General features: G+C 66.5%; 19 protein-coding genes and 1 pseudogene. 5 read left to right on the top strand and 15 right to left on the bottom strand.

The window, feature by feature from the left end; translation table 11 throughout:
- Positions 1-237: 237 nt before the first annotated feature.
- Both GJV80_RS20240 and GJV80_RS20235 read left to right on the top strand, forming a co-directional pair.
- Positions 238-2,355 carry an ABC transporter substrate-binding protein gene (locus tag GJV80_RS20240; RefSeq protein ID WP_370518787.1) on the top strand — a complete coding sequence of 706 codons (2,118 nt, stop codon included), beginning with the start codon at positions 238-240 and terminating at the stop codon, positions 2,353-2,355.
- Positions 2,356-2,470: 115 nt separating this feature from the next.
- Positions 2,471-3,670, top strand: a complete 1,200-nt coding sequence (locus tag GJV80_RS20235; protein ID WP_154689442.1) for a hypothetical protein — start codon at positions 2,471-2,473, stop codon at positions 3,668-3,670.
- Here the strand turns inward: GJV80_RS20235 and GJV80_RS20230 are convergent.
- The 5 genes from GJV80_RS20230 to GJV80_RS20210 all read right to left on the bottom strand — a co-directional run bounded on the left by GJV80_RS20230 (position 3,568) and on the right by GJV80_RS20210 (position 10,511).
- Positions 3,568-4,854, bottom strand: a complete 1,287-nt coding sequence (locus GJV80_RS20230; RefSeq protein ID WP_154689441.1) for an adenylosuccinate synthase — start codon at positions 4,852-4,854, stop codon at positions 3,568-3,570. The two genes, GJV80_RS20235 and GJV80_RS20230, sit on opposite strands and share 103 nt — an antisense overlap.
- Before the next feature lie 73 nt (positions 4,855-4,927).
- Positions 4,928-5,842, bottom strand: a complete 915-nt coding sequence (locus GJV80_RS20225; RefSeq protein ID WP_154689440.1) for a phosphotransferase — start codon at positions 5,840-5,842, stop codon at positions 4,928-4,930.
- A gap of 31 nt (positions 5,843-5,873) precedes the next feature.
- Positions 5,874-7,862: an ABC transporter permease subunit gene (locus GJV80_RS20220; protein ID WP_230207886.1), complete on the bottom strand. Its 1,989-nt coding sequence runs from the start codon at positions 7,860-7,862 to the stop codon at positions 5,874-5,876.
- Positions 7,859-9,301, bottom strand: coding sequence for an extracellular solute-binding protein (locus GJV80_RS20215; protein ID WP_154689439.1), 1,443 nt, complete (start codon positions 9,299-9,301; stop codon positions 7,859-7,861). Before GJV80_RS20215 ends, GJV80_RS20220 begins: the two co-directional genes overlap by 4 nt.
- A 55-nt stretch (positions 9,302-9,356) precedes the next feature.
- Entirely contained in the window at positions 9,357-10,511 is a 1,155-nt protein-coding gene (locus GJV80_RS20210; RefSeq protein ID WP_154689438.1) for a mandelate racemase/muconate lactonizing enzyme family protein, read from the bottom strand.
- A gap of 126 nt (positions 10,512-10,637) precedes the next feature.
- Here GJV80_RS20210 and GJV80_RS20205 point away from each other — a divergent pair, with 126 nt between their 5' ends.
- On the top strand, positions 10,638-11,387 hold the full coding sequence (locus GJV80_RS20205) for a FadR/GntR family transcriptional regulator (RefSeq protein ID WP_230207885.1): 750 nt from the start codon (positions 10,638-10,640) through the stop codon (positions 11,385-11,387).
- On the opposite strand, the gene GJV80_RS20200 is transcribed toward GJV80_RS20205, so the two are convergent.
- From GJV80_RS20200 to GJV80_RS20190, 3 genes are read right to left on the bottom strand one after another with little or no spacing between them, the layout of a single operon-like run.
- Positions 11,366-11,827, bottom strand: coding sequence for a DUF3151 domain-containing protein (locus GJV80_RS20200; RefSeq protein WP_154689437.1), 462 nt, complete (start codon positions 11,825-11,827; stop codon positions 11,366-11,368). The genes GJV80_RS20205 and GJV80_RS20200 overlap by 22 nt on opposite strands.
- A 22-nt stretch (positions 11,828-11,849) precedes the next feature.
- Positions 11,850-13,007: a mandelate racemase/muconate lactonizing enzyme family protein gene (locus tag GJV80_RS20195; protein ID WP_154689436.1), complete on the bottom strand. Its 1,158-nt coding sequence runs from the start codon at positions 13,005-13,007 to the stop codon at positions 11,850-11,852.
- Complete coding sequence (locus GJV80_RS20190; protein ID WP_230207884.1) at positions 13,004-13,771, bottom strand: ribonuclease activity regulator RraA; 768 nt, start codon at positions 13,769-13,771, stop codon at positions 13,004-13,006. The genes GJV80_RS20195 and GJV80_RS20190 overlap by 4 nt, the downstream gene beginning before the upstream one ends.
- 231 nt (positions 13,772-14,002) lie before the next feature.
- Between GJV80_RS20190 and GJV80_RS20185 the strand changes: the two genes are divergently transcribed.
- Positions 14,003-15,424 (top strand): DUF4832 domain-containing protein, encoded by a 1,422-nt coding sequence (locus GJV80_RS20185; protein ID WP_230207883.1) that lies wholly within the window; start codon positions 14,003-14,005, stop codon positions 15,422-15,424.
- A gap of 8 nt (positions 15,425-15,432) precedes the next feature.
- Here the strand turns inward: GJV80_RS20185 and GJV80_RS20180 are convergent.
- From GJV80_RS20180 to GJV80_RS20155, 6 genes and pseudogenes are all read right to left on the bottom strand, one after another.
- A pseudogene (locus tag GJV80_RS20180) lies at positions 15,433-15,999 on the bottom strand (alpha/beta fold hydrolase); the annotation flags it as partial.
- A 297-nt stretch (positions 16,000-16,296) separates the two neighbouring features.
- Positions 16,297-17,277 (bottom strand): magnesium transporter CorA family protein, encoded by a 981-nt coding sequence (locus tag GJV80_RS20175; RefSeq protein WP_195909036.1) that lies wholly within the window; start codon positions 17,275-17,277, stop codon positions 16,297-16,299.
- Between the two features lie 2 nt (positions 17,278-17,279).
- Positions 17,280-18,305 (bottom strand): class II fructose-bisphosphate aldolase, encoded by a 1,026-nt coding sequence (gene fbaA / locus GJV80_RS20170; RefSeq protein ID WP_154689432.1) that lies wholly within the window; start codon positions 18,303-18,305, stop codon positions 17,280-17,282.
- Between the two features lie 94 nt (positions 18,306-18,399).
- Positions 18,400-18,936, bottom strand: coding sequence for a hypothetical protein (locus GJV80_RS20165; RefSeq protein WP_154689431.1), 537 nt, complete (start codon positions 18,934-18,936; stop codon positions 18,400-18,402).
- Positions 18,920-19,606: an FMN-binding negative transcriptional regulator gene (locus tag GJV80_RS20160; protein WP_154689430.1), complete on the bottom strand. Its 687-nt coding sequence runs from the start codon at positions 19,604-19,606 to the stop codon at positions 18,920-18,922. Before GJV80_RS20160 ends, GJV80_RS20165 begins: the two co-directional genes overlap by 17 nt.
- 4 nt (positions 19,607-19,610) lie before the next feature.
- Positions 19,611-20,438, bottom strand: coding sequence for a GntR family transcriptional regulator (locus GJV80_RS20155; RefSeq protein ID WP_230207882.1), 828 nt, complete (start codon positions 20,436-20,438; stop codon positions 19,611-19,613).
- A gap of 120 nt (positions 20,439-20,558) precedes the next feature.
- Between GJV80_RS20155 and GJV80_RS20150 the strand changes: the two genes are divergently transcribed.
- Positions 20,559-21,647, top strand: a complete 1,089-nt coding sequence (locus GJV80_RS20150) for an SIS domain-containing protein (protein WP_230207881.1) — start codon at positions 20,559-20,561, stop codon at positions 21,645-21,647.
- 62 nt (positions 21,648-21,709) lie between these two features.
- Here GJV80_RS20150 and GJV80_RS20145 read toward each other — a convergent pair whose 3' ends face one another.
- Positions 21,710-23,077 carry an MFS transporter gene (locus GJV80_RS20145; RefSeq protein ID WP_195909035.1) on the bottom strand — a complete coding sequence of 456 codons (1,368 nt, stop codon included), beginning with the start codon at positions 23,075-23,077 and terminating at the stop codon, positions 21,710-21,712.
- Positions 23,078-23,091: the final 14 nt, after the last annotated feature.

The raw sequence follows: 23,091 nt of genomic DNA, 5'->3' as shown, positions 1-23,091 counted from the left end.
CGGATGCAAGCTCTGCCACGACGGCCAAGCCTACCGAGGCGGACGCCTCGGCAGCGATTCCCAGCAGTCGCCGTTCGTCATGATCTTGTGACCAACGACCGCGGCACACACGGGTAGCGACCCCAAACGTTTGCAGTCTATGCTGGGGGCCGTAACTTGCCGATTGTCGGGCCTGACGGCCGGGCCTGGATGCCCGGCGCCGAACCGGTCCCCACGACGACCAATGGAGGTCGCACTATGAGTCGCTTCACTCGACGCACGTTGTTGGTCTCCTCGGCGATGGCCGCAGGTGCCGCTGCGCTCACCGCCTGCTCGGGCGGAGAAAATCCCGGCAGCCGACAAACCTCCGGTTCGGGGTCGAGCACCGGCGCCTCGAACGCCGTGGGATCGGCGAACAAACCGTTGCCGAAGCCCGCCAAGTTCCAGCAGGCGCCCACCATCGACTCCAGCCTGCCGCCGGTCGAGGAGCGGCTGCCGGAAAATCCCTACGTCATCCCACACCACTGGGTCAAGCCCGGCAAGTACGGCGGCACCCTCAACATGGTCACGCTGAGCACGACGGGTGCGGCAGGCGCGTCGTCGGACCGCGAATTCTTCTACGGCCATTCGCCCCTGCGCTGGCTGAACGATGGCTCAGATGTCGGTCCCGGCCTGGCCGAGTCGTGGGAATCCAACGACGACGCCTCGGAATGGACCTTCCATTTCCGAAAGGGCCTGAAATGGTCCGACGGTAAGCCCTGGACCACCGCGGACATCATGTTCTGGTGGGAGAAGCTCGTGCTGGCCAACAAGATGGGTCAGGTGCCGCCGGACGAGACCCGTTCCGGCAAGGGCACCGTGGCCAAGTTCGATGCGGTCGACGACACCACGCTGAAGCTGACCTTCGACACGCCCGCGCCGTTGACCGCAGACCGGATGGCCGCCTACGTCAACGGAGCCATCGGCCAGAACGGCGCGATCTGGAACCTGCCGAGCCACTACCTCAAGCAGTTCCATCCCGACTACAACAAGAAGGTCCCCGACGACTGGGACACCAGTCTGATGCAGGTGAAGGCCGACTGGCACCAGAACCCCGATTGCCCGACCATGATCGGCTACAAGTGCAAGTCGTTCGACAACAACAAGGGCGTCGTACTGGAGCGCAACCCGTACTACTACGCGGTGATGCCGAACGGCGACCAGCTCCCATACATCGACGAGATCCAGATCAGCGTGATCAGCGATCCGGAGGCGCTGAAGCTGCAGGTCGTCCAGGGCTCTGTCGACTACTGTCACGGGCCGTTCAACGGCATCACGCTGGACAGCATCGAGGGCATCCGGCAGTCGGGGGAGAAGGCCGGGACGGAGGTCAACCTCTGGGAGAGCGGCTCGGGCACCGGCTCGATCTTCTTCTTCAACTATGACTACTACGACGAGGGCATCCGGAACCTGATCCGGGAGCCGAAGTTCCGACAGGCCGTGTCGCATGCCTTCAACCGTAAGGCTGTGCAGCAGGCGGTCTACTTCAACACCGGCGAGCTCACCACCGGTACGCACAGCCCGAAGTCTGCGGAGTTCCTGGTCAACGACGACGGCAAGAAGGTCTACGAGCAGTGGCGGGACGCCTACGTCACCCACGATCCCGAGAAGGCCAAGCAACTGCTGGACGAGATCGGCTGCAAGGTCGGCAGCAACGGCAAGCGGACGCTGCCCAATGGCAAGCCCTTCCAGCTGCGGATCGACTATCAGGCCGACATGGGGCCCGATCACACCACCAAGGACAACCAACTGGTCAAGGACCTCAAGGCCATCGGAGTGGACATCATCCGCAACCCGATCCCGCCGCAGGCCTTCGACGCCCAGTGGCAGTCCGGCAAGTTGATGGGTCACACGAACTGGGAGATCTCCAACGTCGGCATCTCGCTGATCCAGCCCATGTGGCTGGTGCCGATCGAGCCGACCCGGTGGGCACCGCTGGAGGGCCAGTGGTGGGCACTTCAGGGCACCGGAACCAACCAGAAGGAGACCAACGTCGACCCGTGGAAGCGGCATCCGCCGCGGGTCGAGCCGGAGAGCAACGGTCCGGTGGCCAAGCTCTGGGACCTCTACAACCAGGCCCGGGTCGAGGCGGATCCGATGAAGCAGATCCAGCTGACCTGGGAGATCGAGAAGGTGCACATCTCCGAGGGCCCGTTCTTCATGGGCTGCGTGACCAACTACCCGGGTGCGATTGTCAGCAAGAAGGACCTGGGCAACGTTCCGCGCAAGGGAGAATCTCGCCCACGGCGGGCTGTTCGGGCCGTGGGGTCACCCGACTCCGGCCGTCTACGACCCCGAGTGCTACTTCTGGAACAAGGAGCAGAGCTGATCGCCTGAACTGATCGCGACTGCCGCGGCCGGGTCCTACCGGTCGGCGGTGTCGCGCGTCGGCCGATCGGCGGCTGTGGATAACCGAGCCGGCCGGGGCATCGGTCCGTCTAGCGTCTGGTCCATGACCGGCTCACCCATCGCACCACCCATCGCAGCGCCCCGCCCGCTGTCGCCACGTGCCCGCTCCTTCCAGCACCCCAAGGCCGTCTCCTGGGCGCTCGTACTGGCCGCCATCTGGGGCTGCATCACGTTTGTCGTGTGGAGTCTGCTCTCGCTCTCTGCCACCCAGACGGTCGGATCGAAGCTGACCGTGACCCAGTTCCTCGGCGGACCCTTCCTGTTGGGCGCGATGATCTGCCTGGCCGTCTGGTTCGTCGGCGAACGCAGGGCACGTGTGTTCAACAGGACCGACTGGGCCCTGGCCGATGGCTTGGCCGGGGCGCTGGACCGATTGGGGCACACTGGGCGCCTCGAGGCGTACGAGCATCGACAGGCACTGCAGATCATTCCGAACGGGCGGTTGATCGAGATCGAGCGGCATTTCGACCACCGAACGCAGGGCGCCATCGCCGGAACCATGGCGCACACCCTGCGGATGTTCGGGTCGACGGTCAGCGCCGGACTCGGCCAGGTGAGTCGCAGCGGCACCATGGTCAGCGGCTCGCTCGGATCCTTCAGCGGGTCGATCAGCGGCCTCAGCCAGGTCGAGTTGGGACTGAGCAGCGCCACAAGGACTGATCTGACGGGCGACGCCCTGTTCGCCGTCTTCGAGGCGGTCGACCCGACGGGGCACCGCGACACCTACCGGGTGATCAGCATGTCCCAACCCGCCGTGCGGAGCTGGATCGACGCACTGGTCCGGCACGCCGCCGATCAGTTCGGTGGCGCCGCCACCCATTGCGGCTCGACGCTGCTGGCGTGGTCCGGCACTCTGATGGCCCGGTTCCGACCACAGGACATCTCCTATGTCACCGACCGGCTGAAGTCCGTCCTGGCCAGGCCGTACGGCGACCGCGAGCCGGTGGAGATCATCGGGACGCCGGCGGGCCGCAATGCGGTGGTCGCGACCAGTGTCCGGATCGGTGGCGGTGAGGAGCTCTGGACCATGCCCAGCCGCTTTCCGCAGCTGTTCGGTACAGCGGTCGCCGAGGGGATCGCCAGCGGAGAGCACACTTTGTCCGGCGGTCGGTCGAGGCCGCAGCGGCGCGTCGGCCGGCGTCAGCCCAGCAGGTCGTTGATCATGACGACCTCACCCCGACCCGGTCCGACACCGATGCCTGAGACCCGGCAGCCGACCAGTTCCTCAAGTCGCCTGACATAGGCCCGGGTGTTCGCCGGCAGGTCGTCGAAGGAACGACAAGTGGAGATGTCCTCCTCCCACCCGTCGAGGAATTCATAGATCGGCCTCGCGTGGTGGAACTCGGTCTGGGTCATCGGCATGGTGTCGTGTCGGACCCCGTCGACGTCGTAGGCGACGCAGACCGGGATCTTCTCCCAGCCGGTCAGGATGTCGAGTTTGGTCAGGAAGATGTCGGTGAACGCGTTGATCTTGTGGGCGTGCTCGACCACCAGTGCGTCGAACCAGCCGCAGCGCCGCTTCCGCCCGGTCGTCGTGCCGAACTCCGCACCCGCCTCGCGGAGCCGATCGCCGTCGGCGTCGAGCAGCTCGGTCGGCATCGGCCCCTCCCCGACCCGGGTCGTGTACGCCTTGGCGATACCGATCACCCGGTCGATCCGGGTCGGTCCGACCCCGGCCCCGACACAGGCCCCGGCGGCCACCGGGTTGGAGCTTGTGACGTAGGGATACGTCCCATGATCAACGTCGAGGTGATGGGCCTGAGCGCCTTCGAAGAGCACCACCTTGCCGGCGTCGAGCTCGTCGTTCAGCAGCCTGGCGGTGTCGGCGACATGCGGCTTGATCCGGTCTGCGTGGCCGAGCAAGTGCTCGGTGACCTCGGCCGGGTCGACGGCGCGACGGTTGTAGACCTTGACCAGCAGATGGTTCTTCTGATCGAGCGCGGCTTCGACCTTCTTGGCCAGGATCGACTCGTCGAAGAGGTCCTGGATGCGGATGCCGATCCTGTTGATCTTGTCACCGTACGCCGGGCCGATACCACGACCGGTTGTACCGATCCGTGCCTTCCCGAGAAAGCGTTCGGTGACCTTGTCGATGGTCTGGTGATAGCTGGTGATCAGGTGGGCGTTGGCCGAGACCAGCAGCCCCGAGCAGTCGATCCCGCGGGCCTCGAGGGCATCGATCTCGGCGAAGAGCACGTCAAGATCAACGACGACGCCGTTGCCGATCACCGGGCGTACCCCGACGTTCAGCAGGCCGGACGGCAGCAGGTGCAGTGCGAACTTCTCGCCGTTGACGACGATCGTGTGGCCGGCGTTGTTTCCGCCGGAATAGCGTACGCAGTAGTCGATCCGATCACCGATCTGATCGGTCGCCTTGCCCTTGCCTTCGTCGCCCCATTGCGAACCCACCACAACGATTCCCGGCATGTGATCGCCGTCCTCACTTACGCGTGTTAAGTCCCGCACACCACAAGGTCTGCGGGACTCTTGCGACAGGAGTCTACCGGACAGCGCGCAGGAGTTGGTCCACCCAACCCCGACGCTCGGTGTCGGCGATCAGCGAGCGCACCGGCTCCCAGGTGTCGGCATCGGTCAGCGACGGATCGTTGTCGACCCATTTGCCGACCGCCCACAGGTGACGGAGCACCGAGTAGCCCCGCAGCCGATCGAGCGCAGCGGGGCGGGTGAGAGTCGGCCCGAGCGCAGCTGCCAGCGCCGTGATCGCCTGCCGATCCGCCCGGGTGCCCACCTCCCGTCCGACGCAGTCTGCATCGAGGTCGACAGGGCCGGCACAGCCGAATTCGAAGTCGATCGGGATCGCCGCCGAACCGGTCCACATCACGTTGTCCAGCACGGCGTCGGTGTGCACCAGGCCTTGGCCGATCAGGGCGGTCGCGTCCAGGCCGGTCTGCGCGATCTGCCGGGCACGTTCGGTCGCGCGGCGACCGATGATCAACTCGACCACCGCCAGTTGCCGACGCAATCGGCCGGGATCGAACGCGTAGAGCGGGGTGCCGGGCAGCGACAGCCCGCTGAGGTCGGCCCGGGTGACCGCGTCCAGCCGGGTCACCAGATCCGTGACCGCGAAGCTACGCTGATCTTGGTCCAGCGAATCCCAGAGTGCGGCCAGATTGTCGCCGGGCAGTCGTTGTTGCGCCATCCAATCGTGGCCGTCGATCACTCCACTGTCGATCACCGTCGGGTAACCCACCGCGGCCGGCAGCCGGGAGGCGATCAGACTCTCGACCCTCAGCGTGCCCGGGCCGGGCCGCAGCGCGATCCGGATGACCACTTCGTCATACAACCAGACGTTGTTCGACCAGCCATCACCGTGCCGGAACGGATCGCCGGCGACACCGAGTCGGCCGGCGAGCCGTTCGGTGCGATCCAACTGTCGGTCTCCCACGTCGGGCATCGCCCACCCCGTTCCTGCCGCATCACTGCGATCAGCCTTTCACGGCTCCGGCGGTGAGTCCCTCGGTCAGGAACCGCTGCCCGAATGCGTACATCAGGACAACCGGGATGCTGATCAGCAACGACGCCGCTGCCAGCTCGCCCTGCGGCACCACGTCACCGAAGATCATCGATTGCATGCCGACCGGCAGCGTCTTGAGTTCGTCCTTGGTGATCAGCACGAACGCGAAGAGGAACTCGTTCCATGCGTTGGTCAGGGTGAACAGCCCGACGGCCAACAGGCCGGGCTTGGCCAGCGGCAACACCACCCGGACAAAGGCCTGCATCCGCGAACACCCGTCGGTCAGGGCCGCCTCCTCCAGATCGACCGGGATCGACCGGAAATAGCCCATCAGCAGCCAGGTCGCGAACGGCAGACCGAAGGTCGGATAGGTCAGGAACAGCGACCACAGCGAGTCGGTCAGGTGCACCCCGCTGAGCAGTCGGTAGAGCGGGATGAACAGCAGCGCCCCGGGCATCACATAGGTGAGCAGGATCGTCGAGGTGAAACTGTGCGCCCCGCGGAACCGCAATCTGGCCAGGGCGTAGCCACCGAGCGACGCGCAGACCAGGGTCAGGGCGGTCGAGGACAGCGAGACGATCAGTGTGTTGCGGTACCAGGTTGCGAACGGCTGGTCACTGAGCAGTCCGAAGAACTGCTCGGTACTCCACGGTGTCGGCCAGAGATCGCTCATCCTGCTGGTGATCTGCAGATCGGACTTGAACGCGGTGACCAGGATCCAATACAGCGGCAACAGCACGAATCCCATCAGCACGGCCAACACGACACCGGAACCGAGTCCCTGAACGATCTTGGACGACCGCACCCTGCCACGGGAGGCCAGCCACGAGATCAGACCGCCGACACAGGCGACCAGCAGGGCCGGCACGCCGAGGATCACCAGGGCCCGCCAGAAGAAGCTGACGCTGGCCAGCACCAGCAGCACCACGCCGGCGACGAGAGCTGCGATCACCAGTCCGCGGCGCTGCCCGTCGGTCAGCCGCCGGCGCTGCGTCGGGGCCCGGTCCCCCGACCGCATCATCCGGACCAGCAGCACCACCAGGACTCCGACCACCGGCAGCAGGACCAGCGTCGACGCCGCGCCCGGACCGAACTGCAGTTGTTGGATCGCCTTGATGTAGGCGACGAGTACGTACGGCGCGGTCGCGTCGCCGGGGCCGCCCTGGGTCATCAGCCAGACCAGGTCGAAGTTGTTGAAGGTCCAGATGGATGACAGCAGGGTGGTGACGATGATCACGTACCGCAGGCCGGGCAGCGTGACGTGGATGAAGCGCCGGAACGCCGACGCGCCGTCGACCATTGCCGCCTCGTAGAGACCGGAGTCGATCGCCTTGAGCCCGGCCAGGAAGTTGACCGTGAAGAACGGGATGCCCTTCCAGACGTTGACCATGATCACCGACGGCATCGCCAGCCCGGGATCGGACAGCCACGCCGCCGGCCAGCTGCCGACCAGGTGCAACTGTGCCAACAGCGGCCCGATGCCCGACAGGGTGAGCAGGTTGTTGACACTGCCGAAGATCGGATCGAGCAGGAACCGCCAGGTGAATGCGGTGACGATGGTGGGCACCACCCAGGGCAGCAGCAGGACGCCGGCGACGATCGCACGGCCGCGGCGCAGGTTGTGCAGCAGCAGGGCGGCGACCAGGCCCGCAGTGACCTTGAAGATCTCCGAGTAGCAGGTGAAGACGTAGGAGTTCACCACGCCGGCGTGGAACAGTCGGTCATGGACCAGCGACGCGAAGTTGGCCAGCCCGACGAAGACGGTGTCGGCACCGTGCCGCTGCGTGGTGCTGAGGACGACCGAGTAGATGATCGGGAACAGGATCAGCGCACCGACCAGCAGCGCCGTCGGCGCGAGCAGCATCCAGGCCAACCGCCAGTCGCCGCCCAGTCGCGCGCGCCGGCGGGACGGCGTGCCTCGGGCGACCGCTTGTGCGGACGTGGTGGGTACCGCAGTCACTGTTTGATGCCCTGCTGCTCGAAGAGCTTGATCAGGATGTCCTGGGCCTCCTGCACCGACTCCTTCACCGACATGCCTTTCAGGATGCGTTGCATCATGTCGGTCAGCACATAGGACTGGTTGGCCGCCTGCCGCCCGGCACTGGGCACCGACGGGAAGGTGTAGCCGGTGGTGGTCTTGTGCGGCAGCGGCGCTTCCTGCATGTTCCGCATCACGTTGAAGGCGGGATCGCCGTTGGTGTAGAAGGGATCGGAGTCCCAGACCTTCTTCCAGGTCGGCAGCACCAGCCCCGTCGAGTCCCGTGCGATGCCCAGCAGCGCCGAGCCGTGCATCAGATAGCCGGCCAGCACCTTGGCCAGCCCGACGTTCTTGGCGCCCTTGAAGATCACCAACGCCTGGCTTGCTCCGGCCGACAGCGGTTCGTCGGTGGCGGGGCCCGTGCAGCCGATGAACGCCTGGGTGTTGTCGTAGACGGGGTTCTTGGTCGACTTGGAGTCGGCGTACACGCTGAACTGGTTGTTGATCACTCCGATGATGCCGGCCAGCCAGTTCTCGTTGTTGCTGGAGTCGGTCCAGCTCTCGATACCGGGTGGCAGCATCTTCTTGTACTTGGGGCTGGTGAAGATCTCCGCCAGGAAGTTGACGCCGTCGATCGTCTCGGAGCTGTACAGCTTGACCTTGCGGCCGGTGTTGTCGGTCATCGCGCCGCCGTAGGCATTGATCACCCCTTCGATCATGCCGTTGGCATCGCCGGAGCGGTTGACGGTCATGCCCCAGCCGAACCGCTTCTTGCTCGGGTCGGAGATCTCCAGGCAGATGTCGCGGAGTTCCTGATAGGAGTAGTACTCCTTCGTCTGGATCCCCTTCTCGGCGAACCAGTCCTTGCGGGCGAACATGCCCTGGCCGATGAAGTAGTACGGGATCCCGTACCACTTGCCGTCGAAGACGCAGTTCAGCTGTGCTTCCGGTGCGGGGTCGCCGTAGGTCTTCTTGAGGTCCTCCACGACGTCGGTGACGTCCTCCAGATCACCCAGCTCGTGGAACTCAGCCAGGAAGCGGCCGTCGTCGACGAAGGCCATGTCCCGGGCGTTCCTCGCCTTGATCGCGGCGTCGGTCTTGGCGACAAGATCACCGGTGTCGCCTTCGATGGTGCTCGAAGTCACCGTCGTCCCGGTCGCCTTGCTGAACGCGCTGATCGCGTTGCTGAAGGCCGTGTTGGCCGATTCGGCGTACTGCTTCTGGGCAAGCATGCCGAGTTTGGAGCCCTTGTACGGCTTGGCGGCGTCGACGACCGCCTGTTCCACGGCGATCGAACTCGAGCTGCTGGGTTTCTTGCTGCTGGTCTGGCAACCGACCAGTCCGGCCAGTGCGGCGCTGCCGCCGAGGCCGAGCACGGCGCGCCGGGAGATTCCGGCGGGCACGGCGATCTTGTTGTTCATCGATCCTCCTGGGTACGACGTTGTCCCACGTCCGATTTGAGAACTTCTGCTCAGGTCACTCGAAGACCCCGAAACCTGGAACGGCGTTGCGGTGCACCCCGTCCATGTCCAGCTCCACACCGATGCCGGGGGTGTCCGGCAGCATGATGTAGCCGTCCTTGACGATCGAATGGGCGCCGTCCGGCGCCATCACATAGCTGTCCCACACGTCGCGCTCCTCCAGCGCGTGCCATTCCTGCACGTAGAAGTTCGGGATCGTGCTGCACTGGTGGGCGGCTGCCATGGTGCCCAACGGGGTCGAAACGAGGTGTGGTGCGAAGGGCACGTAATAGATCTCGGCGAGGTTCGCGATCTTCTTGCTCTCCGCCAATCCTCCGCACTTGGGAATGTCGGGTTCGATGACGTCGACCGCGCCGGAGTCGAGGAGTTCGCGGAACCCCCAGCGGAGATAGAGATTCTCGCCGGCGCAGATCGGTGTCCTGGTGTTGGCCCTGACCCGGGCCAGCGCCTGTGGATTCTCCGGCGGCGTCGGCTCCTCCAACCACATCAGAGAGAACGGCTCGAGCTCCCCGGCGATCCGGCAGGCACTGGGCACGTCGTAGCGGGCATGCATGTCGATGGCAAGATCAACATCGGGACCGATCGCCTCCCGGACCCCGGCCACCCTGTCCACCATGTCCCGGATCTCCCGGGTCCCCAAGGTGTGGTTGTAGGGGTCGAACTTCGCCGGGTGTCCGAGGTTGTCGATGTCGAACTTGATCGCGGTGAATCCCTCGGCGACCATTCTCTGGGCGCGATCGACGCACCCGGCAACGGATCCGTCGGGGTCGTCGCCGTTGCCACAGTCGGCGTAGACCCGGATCCGATCGCGGAACTGGCCGCCGAGCAGCCGGTAGACCGGCTGCCCCATCGCCTTGCCGGCCAGATCCCACAACGCCAACTCGATGCCGCTCATCGCGATCACGTAGACACCGGACTGGGCGCCGGCGAAGACCTTGCGGCGGAGCTTCTCCCAGCACCGCTCGACATTGCGTGGGTCCTCGCCGATCAGCAGCGGTCGCAGCGAGTTGATCACGCCGACGACGCCTCCGGCCCCGGCATCGGGGTTGGCCTCGCCGAAGCCGGAGATCCCTTCGTCGGTGTCGATCCGGACGAGGGTGGCCTCGCCGTGATAGCGGACGACGGCGGTTGTGATGTTGACGATCTTCATTGATCCTCATGGCCGCAGCGCGGCGGCGGGTCGGGGATTGGGGGGCGCAGATCTATGCATGTCCCGACGCGTGGCGTAAGCCGCAGCGCACGCCGTCCGGAACAACTTGTCATATAAGCTGACGGTATGGTCAGCAAACAGGATTCATCGGCGGATGTCAAGGTCCGCACCTTGCCGATGCAGGTTGCTGCGCACCTCGTCCGACGGATCGCCGGCGGCAAGCTGATCGGTGATCGGGTGCCTTCGGAGTCGGACATCACCACGGAGTTCGGCGTGTCACGGGTTGTCGCCCGCGAGACACTGAAGATCCTTGCCTCGTTGGACATCGTGCACATCGCCCAGGGCCGCCGGGTGACGTTGCGACCGCCCGAGGAGTGGGACTATCTCAGTGCCCAACTGCTGGAGTGGCTGCCGCCCGACGACATCAACGGCCTGCTCCGGGAGCTTCAGGAGACCCGTCTGCTCCTGGAACCCGAACTTGCCGCACGGGCCGCCGAGTCGATGAGCGCGGAATCACTCCAGCGCTGTCACGACCTGCTCGCCCGAATGGAGGAGCTGGAGGACCAGCCGGAGGCGTACCTCGAAGTCGATCATGCCTTCCACATGGAGATCTGCCGTGCGTCGCAGAACCGCATCCTGGAGCGGATCATGTACTCGGCCCGTTGGTTGCTGGTGACCAGCCGCCGGGTGACCAACGAGGAGCCGCACGGCCTGGCCAACGCGACCTCGATCCATCGGGAGATCCTGCAGTGCATCGAAGAGCGTGACCCGGAGCTCGCGCGGCTGGAGATGCGCCGGCACATGGAGTACAACGTCCGGATCCTGAGTGGACGCGGACGCCGGGGACGGCGGAATCAGCCGACCAGTTCGGTGTAACCAGTCTCGGAGGAGTCGCGCAGGAACTGCACGCAGCGGTCCTGTTCGTCGGTCTCCCCGATCCGGCCCGCCGCCACCGACAACGCCCATAGGGCGCGCAGGAAACCGCGGTTCGGCTCGTGCTCCCACGGCACCGGACCCGACCCACGCCAGCCCGACCGGCGAAGCGCGTCCAGGCCGCGGTGGTAGCCGGTTCGGGCGAACGCGTACGCCCTGATCGTGCCTTCCGCCGTGTTCTCGGCGAGCGCCCGCTCGGCCAGCAGCGCCCAGCCGAGACTCGACGCCGGGTGCCGACCGACGATGTCCATCACCTGGGCGTCGATGACCTGGGCGCCGGCGGCGCCGAGTTCGGACGCGGCCGGGTCTGCAGGTAGCCGTGTCTGGGGCGTCCCGGCGTTGCCGGCCAACAGATTGCGATGAGCCTCGGTCACGAGGTCCATCCTGCCAGGCCGCGCCCGCGACTCAGTCGCCGAACCCGGCGATCGCCTGCGCTCGGAGCCGGTCACGGTCGAGCGTGATGCCCAGACCGGGGCCCTCGGGCAGCCGCAGCACTCCGCCGGAATTGTCCAAGGGCTCGGTGAGCAGCTCGTTGTAGTGGCTCAGGTCGAAGCGGCTGGTCTCCAGCCGGTAGAAGTTGGGCACCGTTGCCATCACCTGGGCTCCGGCGACCAGGTTGACCGGTCCACTGGCGTCGTGCGGCGAGACCGGGATGTTGTACGCCTCGGCCATGATCGCGATCTTCTTGAGCTCGCTGATGCCGCCGGTCCAGGTGACGTCGGGCATGGCGAAGTCGGCAAGCTTCTGCTCGAAGACCGGAACGAAGTCCCAGCGGGTGTGCAGCCGTTCCCCGACGGAGATCGGCACGTCGAGTGCCTGGCGCACCTGAGCAAGCGCATGGTAGCTCTCCGGCGGCACCGGCTCCTCGAACCAGTGCAGGTCTGCAACCGCTGTCAGGGCCCGCGCGGCCCGGATCGCGGTCGGTACGTCGAAACGGCCGTGCGCGTCGATCAGCAGTTCGGTTCCCGGTCCGGCGGCTTCGGCGATCGTCGCTGTCAGGTCGGCAGCCCGCTGTTCCAGAGCCCTGGGCAAGGAGCCGTCGAGATAGCCGTCGTTGTGGCCCGACTGGTCGGCTGGATGCGGGAACGGGTCGAACTTGATCGCGTCATGGCCGGACGCTGTGATCCTCGTGATCTCCTCTGCCACTGCCTCCGGTGTGGCGAACCGGGACTGGTCCGGATGGGTGTAGAGGCGGAGCGTGTCCCGCAGCCGGCCACCGAGAAGATCATGGATCGGCAGACCGAGTGCCTTGCCACGGAGGTCCCAGAGTGCGATGTCGATCGCGCTCAGCGCGTTCAGCGCGGCGCCCCGGCTGCCGGTGTAGGTGAAGGTGCGGAAGATCTTGTGCCAGATCCGTTCGATGTGGGCGGGGTCGTCCCCGACGACAAGATCATTCAGCTGCCGGGCGATCCCGGCGACCGCCCGGTTCGCCATCGGCGTCGTGGTGGTGACCTCACCCCAGCCGGTCAGCTCGCTGTCGGTGCGGACCTCGACGAAGAGGAATTCGCCCCAATAGGACGCCGGCGTCGCTATCAGCCAGGGAACGATCGAGGTGATCTTCACGCGACCGGTTTCCGATCGTCGGCCTGCTGCGTGGCTCGCCATTCCTCGTACTCCGGGCGTGCCGCCTCCGACAGCGGGTAGTAGCGCCGCAGGTCACCGCCCTCGGAGAGGCGGATCCGGGAGAACTCCTCCCACTCCGCATGGGCACCGGCGGTTTCCACCAACCGGGGCGCCAGCGCGATCGGCACCACGACGGCGCCGTCGTCATCGGCAACGATGATGTCGCCGGGCACGACGGTGGTGTTCCCGCAGGCCACAGGGACGTTGACGGCTGTGGGAAAGATGTCGGTCTGGGAGTGGAAGTTCGGTGTCACCCCGCGCAGCCAGAGCCCGACACCGAGGTTCCTGGCGTGTCCGAAGTCGCGGATGCAGCCGTCGATGACCACGCCGGCACCCCCGCGCCCGGCGAAGTAGGTCAACATCATCTCGCCGAACACGCCGCTGGTCATGCTGCCGCGGGCGTCGACGACGACGAAGTCGCCGGGTTGGGCGTGGTACAGCACATGGCGATGCAGCTGCTTCTCTGGATCGGCGTACTCGTCCACCGAGTAGAGGTCCTCGCGCTTGGGCATGAACTGCAGGGTCAGCGCCGGACCGGCGGCCACCACACCGGGCGTGTGGCTGACCGGACCGGTGATGTGGGCGCTGCGGACGCCGAGTTTGCTCAGTTCGCCGCTGGCCGTCGCGCTGCCGATCCTGGCCAATGCGGCAACGAGGCCCGGGTCGGGTCGGGAGATCTCCTGGCCCTGAACTGACATGATCATCACTGACCTCTCGTGGTGTCTGGTGTTGCTGTCCTCCGACGCTCGGACACGCCGGCGCCGGATCCCCGAGCGGCTCCGACCTTACTCGTCCGGGTGATCATCAACAGCAGTGCTTCCGTGATCGACCACCAACCGCTACGGTGATCGACATCTCCTCACCACCGGCCCGACGAGGTCGCATCCCCCGCAGTGAAGGTGACGCCGATGTCATGGTTCCGACCGCTTCGACGCATGATCATCACGACCGCAGCAGCAACGTTGGTGGCTGCAGCGATGTCCGCACCCGTCGCACCGGCGTACGCGAGTCCCGCTCAGCACACCGTGCAATACCGGGCGAGCGATGCGCTCATCGCCAATCCCGAGCGCGGCTTCGATCACACCGTCAACACCCACTACTACGCAGACGGATCCGGTTACACACCCCTTGATCAACAGACCCTGGCCGGGTATCGGGCCGACGGGATCACCCAGGTCGTGCGGGTCTTCTACATGGAGAAGTTCGCGCACACGAAACGACTCGACCGGGCCTGGTTGCGGCTCGTGCAACAGGACTTCGACACCGCGCGCTCGGCCGGCGTCTCGATCATCACCCGCTTCGCCTACGCCGAGGGCACGACCTATCCGTACAGTCCGCCCTACGGTGATGCCGACCTGCCGACGGTGCTGGCCCACATCAGGCAACTGACGCCACTGCTCCGCCACAACTCCGACGTGATCCCGGTGCTGCAGTCGGGTTTCATCGGGCTGTGGGGCGAGGGGTACTACACCGACCACTTCGCCAGCGACCCGAGCAATCCCGGTGAGCTGACCGCGGCCGACTGGGCCAAGCGGCGGGCAGTCGTTGGGGCCGAGCTGAAAGCGCTCCCGGCCGATCGGTCGATCCAGCTGCGGACCATGCAGATGAAGCAGGAGATCCTCGGCGTTCCGACCGGCACGGCCGGAGCGCTGACCGCCGACGAGGCCTACCGGAACACCGCGAAGGCACGCATCGGTCATCACAACGACTGCTTCCTCGCCCCGTTCGGCGACTACGGCACGTTCCTATCCGACCCGATCACCCTCGATGAGGAGTACCTGGCCCAGGACAGTGCGTACCTGCCGGTCGGAGGCGAGACCTGTGCCGTCAACCCGCCGCGGTCGGAGTGGCCGAATGCATCGGCGGAACTGGCCCGTTACCACTACAGCTACCTCAACCGGGACTACCTGACCGACGTGCTGGATTCCTGGGGCCAAACCGGTCTCGACGAGGCCGCCAAGCGGCTGGGCTATCGGTTCGTGATGGTCGACAGTTCGGTGACCGACAGCGGGCGACACAGCTCTGCGCAGGTCTCGGTCCAGATCCGGAACGTCGGTTGGGCCGCCCCGTACAACCGGCGTCCGGCGTACCTGGTACTCACCTCGCAGCATCGGACCGTGCGGATCCCGTTCCACTCCGATGCTCGCCGCTGGGCGGCGGGCACGACGACAACGGTCACCGCTGCCGTGCGCGGGCTTGGGCCTGGCCGCTACCACGCCTACCTGTCGCTGCCGGCAGCCGACGGCGGGACGGCCCGCGATCCGAAGTTCGCCATCCGGACGGCCAATGTCGACACCTGGGACGCCGCCCGTGGGCTCAACGACCTGCAGCAGAGCGTGATCATCAGCAACCGATGACCCACTGATCACCCGGCCCGACGCGTCATGACCTGTGCTGTCCAGTCCAGCAACAGTTCGGTGAACCGATCAGGTTCTTCGAGCGTGGGCAGATGTGCGACCCCCTGCCACGTGACAACGCGGACGTCCGAGAGCTGCGCCGCAAGCCGTTCGGCGGCATCGTGGGTGGCATCCAGGTCGTTGGCCCCGACGAGGAGCAGCGCCGGAGCGTGGATGTCGGCGAGTCGGTCAAGGGCAGGCGGGTCGGCCTCGACCTCGTCGGCATCCCCCAGCAGGTCGGCGGCTTCGAAGGCGCGCCTCTGCATCAGCCGAACCTGCGCGAGGATCGCAGGATCAAGATCGGCCACGGTACGGTCCCGGCCCACCAACCACGCGCTGACGTTGGCCTCGACCGCTGCGTCGAGATCACCGGACTTCAGCGCCGCGGCCTCGGCCCTGAAGAACTCGCGCAGAGCGTCGGTCACCGTGGCCAGCAGGCTCCCGCCCGGTGGGCAAAGCGTCAATGAGTCGACCCGGTCCGGCACCGCCAGTGCGACCTCGGTGGCCACCCCGGCTCCGAACGACGCGCCGACGAGATGCGCGTGTCGAACGAAGCCGCATCCATCGTCTCGATGACGTCCTGCACATGGGAAAAGCTGCCAGACGCCGGTGCGGTCGTGCTCTCACCGAATCCGCGCAGGTCGAGCCTGATCAGCTCGCAGGTCGGGTGCAGGCGATCCCATTGGGGCTGCCACATCCGCCGGTCGGCGACACCGGCGTGGATGAAGACGATGCGGTCCCGGGCACACGTGCGACGAGCGAGGTCGTAGGCAATACCGCTCGAGGTCTCAGCCACCGACATTCCTTCCGCCGACGATGTGTCGGACGCGAGGCTAGATCCAGGTCTTGCGCTTGAACAGGACGTAGAGCACCACTGCCGAGGCCAGCATCACGGCCAGGTAGACATAGAAGCCGACACTCGAACCCTGGAACCAGAAATCGACGTTCATGCCGACGAAGCCGGTGATCAGGGTCGGTGCGGCGATGATCGCCGCCCAACCGGTCAGCTTCTTCATCACATCGTCCAGCCGAGCGTTGTCCAGTGACAGGCTGGTGTCGAAGATCGTGGTGAGCCCATCGGCCAGTGCGGTGACCGAGAGGGCGACCCGTTGGGTACGGTCGATGATCTTGTTCCAGTGCCGGTCGGTCACCTCGTCCGAACCGGGCGCGGTGTCGACGAGCTCCTGGACGACGTCCTGGGTTGGTGCGGTGACTCGCCGCAACTGGGTCACCGCGCGACGCAGCCGGAACGCGTCCAACTTTCCCTCCCGGGTCAGCGGCTGACCACCGAACAGCTGATCGGCAAGATCATCAGAGGCTGCCTCGAGCTGTTCGGTGGTGGTCACCGTCGTGTCGATCACGAAGTCGACGACCAGCTGGGCGGCACGGTCGGCACCGCCGCCGGTCAGCCGCGGCCCTGCAGCGGTCAGCATGCGGGCGATCCGCTGCCCGTACGGGTCGTCGGCGAGGATGATCACCACCTGATCGGCGATGATCATCGAGACATCGTCGGCGAACAGCTCCCGATTCTTCAGCTCGACCGCGAGCAGACGTACCAACCGGGTCCCGGCGACGTCACTGACCCGGCACCGGTGGCCGGGTGCGAGCAGTTCGTCGACCGCATAATCGTCAAGCCCCAGGATCTTGGCCAGCCGACGGAGCTCAGCCGTCTCTTCCCGCGGGGCGATCGCCCAGGCCGAGGCGTCACCGTTCTGCTGCAGGACATCGGCCAGGTCATCGCCTTGTAGATCGTGGGCGATGACCCGGCTTCCGATCCATGCCTCACTGAGCGCGATGGGTCCGCCAGCGGCCAAGATCAGGCCTTCGGTGACGTTCCGGTGCTGCGCAGGTCCTCGCAGGCAGTGACGACGCGCTCGGCCATACCGGCCTCGGCGAGCCGTCCCCAGGCCCGTGGGTCGTAGGCCTTCTTGTTGCCGACCTCGCCGTCGATCTTGAGCACCCCGTCGTAGTTGGTGAACATGTGCCCGACGACCGGCCGGGTGAAGGAGTACTGGGTGTCGGTGTCGATGTTCATCTTGACCACGCCGTAGTCGACGGCTGCCCGGATCTCCTCCAGAGTCGATCCCGACCCGCCGTGGAAGACCAGGTCGAACGGCTTGTCCTTGCCGAGTTTGGCGCCGACCTGTTCCTGGATGTCCTTGAGCACCTCGGGACGGAGCTTGACCGCACCCGGCTTGTAGACGCCGTGCACGTTGCCGAAGGTCAAGGCGGTGATATAACGGCCCTTCTCACCCGAGCCGAGCACCTCGACGGTGCGCAGCCCGTCACCCGGAGTGGTGTAGAGCTTCTCGTTGATCTCGTTGCTGACGCCGTCCTCCTCACCACCGACGACACCGACCTCGATCTCCAGAATGATCTTGGCCGCGGCAGCGGCGGCAAGCAGCTCGGCGGCGATCGACAGGTTCTCCTCCAGCGGAACCGCAGAGCCGTCCCACATGTGGGATCCGAAGAGCGGATCCTTGCCGGTCTTCACCCGTTCGGCAGAGATGGCCAGCAGCGGGCGTACGTAACCGTCGAGCTTGTCCTTCGGGCAGTGATCTGTGTGCAGGGCGATGTTCACCGGGTAGTTCTTGGCGATCTCGTGTGCGTATTCGGCCAACGCCACCGCACCGGTCACCATGTTCTTGATCTTCGGGCCGGAGGCGTACTCGGCACCTCCGGTCGAGATCTGCACGATCCCGTCCGATCCGGCATCGGTGAAGCCCTGCAACGCCGCATTCAGCGTCTGGGACGACGTGACGTTGATCGCGGGGTAGGCGAACGAGCCGGCCTTGGCCCGATCCAACATCTCGGCATAAACGTCTGGGCTTGCAATTGGCATAAGGGTCCCTCTCTGGCGCGTGCAGCATGCTTTGGCCCCAGTCTTTCACCAGTCCCCACCGGACTGCACCCGCCGGTCGGTCCGGGGCCGCCCCTCAGATGTCCAGCGCACTCAGATCCAGGCCGTGGCGACCGCCGGAATAGGCCCGTACGGTGCTGTCCAGGGTCGCCGGGAGGACCTGCAACTGCTCCAGCGGGAGGTCGACCTGGCTGCCGTCGGTGGCGACCGCGCGCAACAGTGGCCCGGACGGCCAGGAGCCCTTCGCGGTGGTCAGTGTGGCGAGCTGGGTCCAGCCGATGCGCCGGTCGGCCAGTTCGATGCCGGACCGGTCCACGCGGAGGGCGACGCCCTGCCCGGCTCCGGCGGCGGCCCGGCGGGAGCGGCGCATCGCGATCCAGCAGAAGAGCGCCCAGGCGCAGCCGGCCAGCAGCACGACGGCGTACACGACGACGGTGCCGGCCCAATTGGCGGTCAGCCGGTCCCGCTGCCAGAAGAAGATCAGCGCCAGCAGGATCACCGAGATGCCGAGGCTGACCAGCCGCCTGCGCAACAACCGCCGCCAGCGTTCGGCGCGGCTCAGTGCCGGCGTCGGGTCGTAGGGGACGACCAGTTCGTCAATCCTTGAGCTCACCCGATCCATTCTTTCCTACAGGTTCGGCGGCCGGGTTCGGCGGCCGGGTTCGGCGGACGGCTTCGGCGGCGGACACGTCGCCGCGGGCCGTCAGCCCGTCGATCACACCGAGCACATCGGCCTCCGGGCGGTTCTGACTCAGCTTGGCCTTCGCCTCGATCCTGCTGATGATCAGCTCCACACCGACGATCGCGCGCAGCTGGCCGTTGACGTACTTCTCCGGCGCATCGTCGACCGACCAGGGTTCCGGGCCGCCGGGATGGTATGACTCATGATGATCAGTGAGCCTGCGGACAAGATCATCGAGCCAGCCGACGTCGTCGTGAACGACGAGATCACCGTGGACATGGCAGATCAGATAGTTCCAGGTCGGCACCGCCCGACCATGTTCGGCCTTGCTGGCGTACCAGCTCGGAGAGATGTACGCGTCCGTGCCTTTCAAGATCACCAGCGATTCCCCGGTCGGGGCGGCCCGCCAGTGCGGGTTGTTCCGCGCCAGATGACCTTGCAGCCGACCCGGGCCGCCGCCGGGATCCGGAAGATGCAGCCACGGCAGGAGGGTGGCCTGCAGGCCGTCCGCGGTCGGGGTGATCAGGTCTGCGGCGATCGGCGAGGTCAGCAGACCGAGGATTTGATCGTCGGTCGCGGCGAAGTGTTTGGGTACGTACATCGGGCTAGTTCGCCCCGCGCGGGGTGATCGCCATGTGGATCCGGTACCGGTCGGCGCGGTAGGCCGATGTCGACATCTCGATGACCCGATCCCCGGCGTAGGTGACCCGCTCCTGGACCAGCAGCGGCGCCCGTCGGGGGATGTTCAGGATGCGCGCCTGGTGGACGTCGGCCGCCTCTGCCCGGACGGTCTGCTCACCACTGGTCACCACAAGACCGTATTCGGTGGCGAAAACGTCGTAGAGGGATCCGAGCTCGCGATCCAGGAGTCCCGGGAACAGCGCCGACGGGTAGTAGCCGACCTCGTAGGCCATTGGGGTGCCGTCCGCGGTGCGCAGCCGTTCGACCCTGATCACCGGCCGTCCCGGCCGGATCCGCAATGCGTACGCGACATCGTCGTCGGCCCGTTCCTCGCCGGCCGACAACACCACCGTCGCCGGAATCAGGCCCCGGTCCCGCATCTCCCGGGAGAACGAGGTCAGATGCAGCCGGGAGTCGATCTGCGGTCCGGTGACGTAGGTGCCCTTGCCGTGAACCCGCTCCAGCGCGCCGGCCTCGACCAGATCGGCGATCGCCTGCCGGACGGTCACCCGGCTGACGCCCATCCGGCTGACCAGCGCCCGCTCAGAGGGAATGGCGTCTCCGGGATGGAGTTCGGTCTCGATCAGCTCCTCGAGGATTCCCCGGACCTGGGCCCGTTTGGTGGTTGCCGGGCCGACCGGACGGTCCAGTCGATAGCGCTCCACGTAACCGTCCACCTGTGGCGAAGCGCCGTCCACGTGTGCCGAAGGCGGCACCGCAGTCCGCTGATCGACGGGCACGTGCTCCGACACCTTGGACTCCCTGGATCGACCCGCCAGGCCTTGACCGCCCGGCTCCGCATCTGGCCAGTCGGACCACTACGATGAGTCCGCCTGCTAGACCAGTCCATACCAGTATGACGGAGGGTGTCTGTGCCCAACAACCAGGATTCACCGGCCACTCCCGCCGCCGCCCCGACGCTGATGGCGGCTGAGATCGCCGAGCAGCCGGCAGCGCTGGAGGCAACCCTGGCGGCGTTGCTCCCCCTCCGCTCCCGGATCGCGCAGGTCGCCGCCGGGCGTCGGCGGCTGCTGCTGGTGGCCCGCGGCTCGAGCGACAACGCCGCGATCTACGGCCGCTATCTTGCCGAGTTGCATGCCGGTATGGCGGCAACGCTTGCGGCGCCGTCGGTGGCAACGCTGTACGACGCGCACATCGACCTCTCCGACACCGTTGCGATCTGCGTCAGCCAGTCGGGCTCAACTGCGGAGATCGTCGACACGCTGGAATGGAGCAAGCGCGGCGGCGCGGCGACGATCGCGATCACCAACGCCGAGGGATCACCGCTCGCCACGGCGGCTGACCTGGCGCTGATCACCCAGGCAGGCGTGGAGCGTGCGGTGCCGGCGACCAAGACCTACACGACGCAGGTGGCCGCCCTCGCGGTGACCGTCGACGCCCTGGCCGCCTCCGCCGGAAAGGCCGGTGCCCTGGACGCGGAGTTCGCCCGGATCGGCGAGCAGGCCTCCGCCATGCTGGAGACCCCGGCCGAGGTGTTGGACGCTATGGCCGGCGCGCTCGCCGAGGTCGACGAGGTTCTCACCTCCGGCCGCGGTCTGGCCTTCGGGACAACCCTGGAAACCGCGCTGAAGCTCGAGGAGACCTGTCTGCGGCCGGTCCGCGGGCTCTCCTACGCCGACCTGAAACACGGTCCGATCGCCATTGTTGATCATGAGCTGCTTACCGTGCTGGTTGCCGGTCCCTCCGGTCCGACCCTGCCCGGGCTGACCGAACTGGCCGGAACCGTACGCGAGAAGCACAGCATGGTGCTCGGTATCGGTGGCGACGAGCGTTTCCGCGCCGCCTGTGATCTTGCCGTGCCCGGACCCGATGCCAGCGAGATGCTCGCTCCGCTGACCTTGATCATCCCGGCCCAGCTGACGGTCGAGCGACTGGCGCACAAGCTCGGGCTCGACCCGGACGCGCCGCGGGGGTTGCGGAAGGTCACGCAGACTGATTGATTCTTTGCCGTCTTCGAGCCCTCACTTCGTTCCGGTTCGTGGCGGTCCGTTCCCTTTTCGGATCAGTCGGGTTCTACGGCGGGGGTGATCGGGACGATCACTTGGCGGTCCATCCGGATCGCGTAGGCCAACAGGGGAACCGAAACCACGACGGCCATCAGGCTCAGGCCGCCGAAGCCGACGCCGGCGAAGATCGGGCCGGAGATCAGCGCCGCGAGGGCGGCGAATCCGTTCATCGCGGTGTCGACCATCCCCTGGGAGGACGGCCGGATCGCGGCCGGCACCGACTCGGTCAACAGGATCGAGCCGGGCACGGTGCCGCACGACCAGCCAAGACCGAGCAGGAACAGGCTGATCATCGTCCAGCCGGCACTGCCCGCGGAGATGATCGCCGTCACCGTGCTGCCCAGGAAGATCAACTGGCCGATCATGATCACCCGCGTCGCCCCGATCCGGTCGCTGGCGTAGCCGACCACCGGGGACAGTGCGAACATCCCGAGTACGTGGATGCTGATCGTGATTCCGACGATCGTCAGGCCGGAGCCGTGGTGACTCAGTTGCACCGGGGTCATGGTCATCAGGCTGACCATCGACAGGTGCGCACCGATGACGACCAGCAGTGCGAACCGCGCCGGCCGGATCGACCAGAGTGTGGTGAACACCTCGCGGATCGACGGCCGTCGGCCTCGGCTGTCGGTCTGCGCCTCGTAGCGTGCGGCGGTGAGCAGCGGGTCGGGCCGCAGCAACAATGCGATCACCAGACCGGCGATCGTCATCACCACGATGGAGATGACGAAGGCACCGGCCAGCGGAGGCAGTCCGAGCAGTCGTGACACCCATTCGCCGGGTGGGCCGAGGTTCGGGCCGAGCACCGTTCCCAGCGTGCCGGACCAGACGACGAACGACAGCGTCCGGCCGCGGAGAGCGGGCAGCACCAGGTCCGTGGCCGCGAACCGGGACTGCAGTCCGACCGCGGTGCCGCAGCCGAAGAGCAACATCCCGGTGATCATCAGTGCCGCGTTCGTGGTGATCGCGGCACCGATCAGCACCGCAGCGCCGAAGGCGGCGACGAACCAACCGACGGACAACGAGACCCTCCGACCGCCGCGGGCAGCCAGCAGGGCCAGCGGGATCCCTGCCAGAGCGGCACCAAGAGTCATCGAGGTGCGCGCCAGACCTGCCATCGTCTCGCTGTTGGTCACCTGCTCGGCCAGCAGCACGCCCACCGACGGCGCCGCTCCCATCCCGAAGGAGCCCAACACCTGGCCGATGATCAGTAGCCGTACGCTGCGACGCTGCGCCGTGATGATGTCCGGCCGCTGCTGCCAGCCCAGCGCTGCCGCTGTCCGGTGGTCCGCGGCCGGCTGCCGCGCTGAACTGGTGATGATGGTTCCTTCGACTTCGTCTGCTGCTGTGGCTGTCTGAATCATCCACAGTTGTTCTG

Source organism: Microlunatus sp. Gsoil 973 (assembly GCF_009707365.1).
GTDB lineage: Bacteria > Actinomycetota > Actinomycetes > Propionibacteriales > Propionibacteriaceae > Microlunatus.
This window is presented reverse-complemented; position numbering and strand designations above follow the sequence as displayed.

Bases quoted from the DNA above. Each gene is read 5' to 3' on its own strand.
- GJV80_RS20225 (WP_154689440.1), bottom strand. From the start codon at position 5,842: ATGCCCGACGTGGGAGACCGACAGTTGGATCGCACCGAACGGCTCGCC.
- GJV80_RS20145 (WP_195909035.1), bottom strand. From the start codon at position 23,077: ATGATTCAGACAGCCACAGCAGCAGACGAAGTCGAAGGAACCATCATC.
- GJV80_RS20205 (WP_230207885.1), top strand. From the start codon at position 10,638: ATGGTCAGCAAACAGGATTCATCGGCGGATGTCAAGGTCCGCACCTTG.
- GJV80_RS20230 (WP_154689441.1), bottom strand. From the start codon at position 4,854: ATGCCGGGAATCGTTGTGGTGGGTTCGCAATGGGGCGACGAAGGCAAG.
- GJV80_RS20235 (WP_154689442.1), top strand. From the start codon at position 2,471: ATGACCGGCTCACCCATCGCACCACCCATCGCAGCGCCCCGCCCGCTG.
- GJV80_RS20160 (WP_154689430.1), bottom strand. From the start codon at position 19,606: ATGTACGTACCCAAACACTTCGCCGCGACCGACGATCAAATCCTCGGT.
- GJV80_RS20210 (WP_154689438.1), bottom strand. From the start codon at position 10,511: ATGAAGATCGTCAACATCACAACCGCCGTCGTCCGCTATCACGGCGAG.
- GJV80_RS20200 (WP_154689437.1), bottom strand. From the start codon at position 11,827: ATGGACCTCGTGACCGAGGCTCATCGCAATCTGTTGGCCGGCAACGCC.
- GJV80_RS20240 (WP_370518787.1), top strand. From the start codon at position 238: ATGAGTCGCTTCACTCGACGCACGTTGTTGGTCTCCTCGGCGATGGCC.
- GJV80_RS20185 (WP_230207883.1), top strand. From the start codon at position 14,003: ATGATCATCACGACCGCAGCAGCAACGTTGGTGGCTGCAGCGATGTCC.
- fbaA (WP_154689432.1), bottom strand. From the start codon at position 18,305: ATGCCAATTGCAAGCCCAGACGTTTATGCCGAGATGTTGGATCGGGCC.
- GJV80_RS20190 (WP_230207884.1), bottom strand. From the start codon at position 13,771: ATGATCATGTCAGTTCAGGGCCAGGAGATCTCCCGACCCGACCCGGGC.
- GJV80_RS20215 (WP_154689439.1), bottom strand. From the start codon at position 9,301: ATGAACAACAAGATCGCCGTGCCCGCCGGAATCTCCCGGCGCGCCGTG.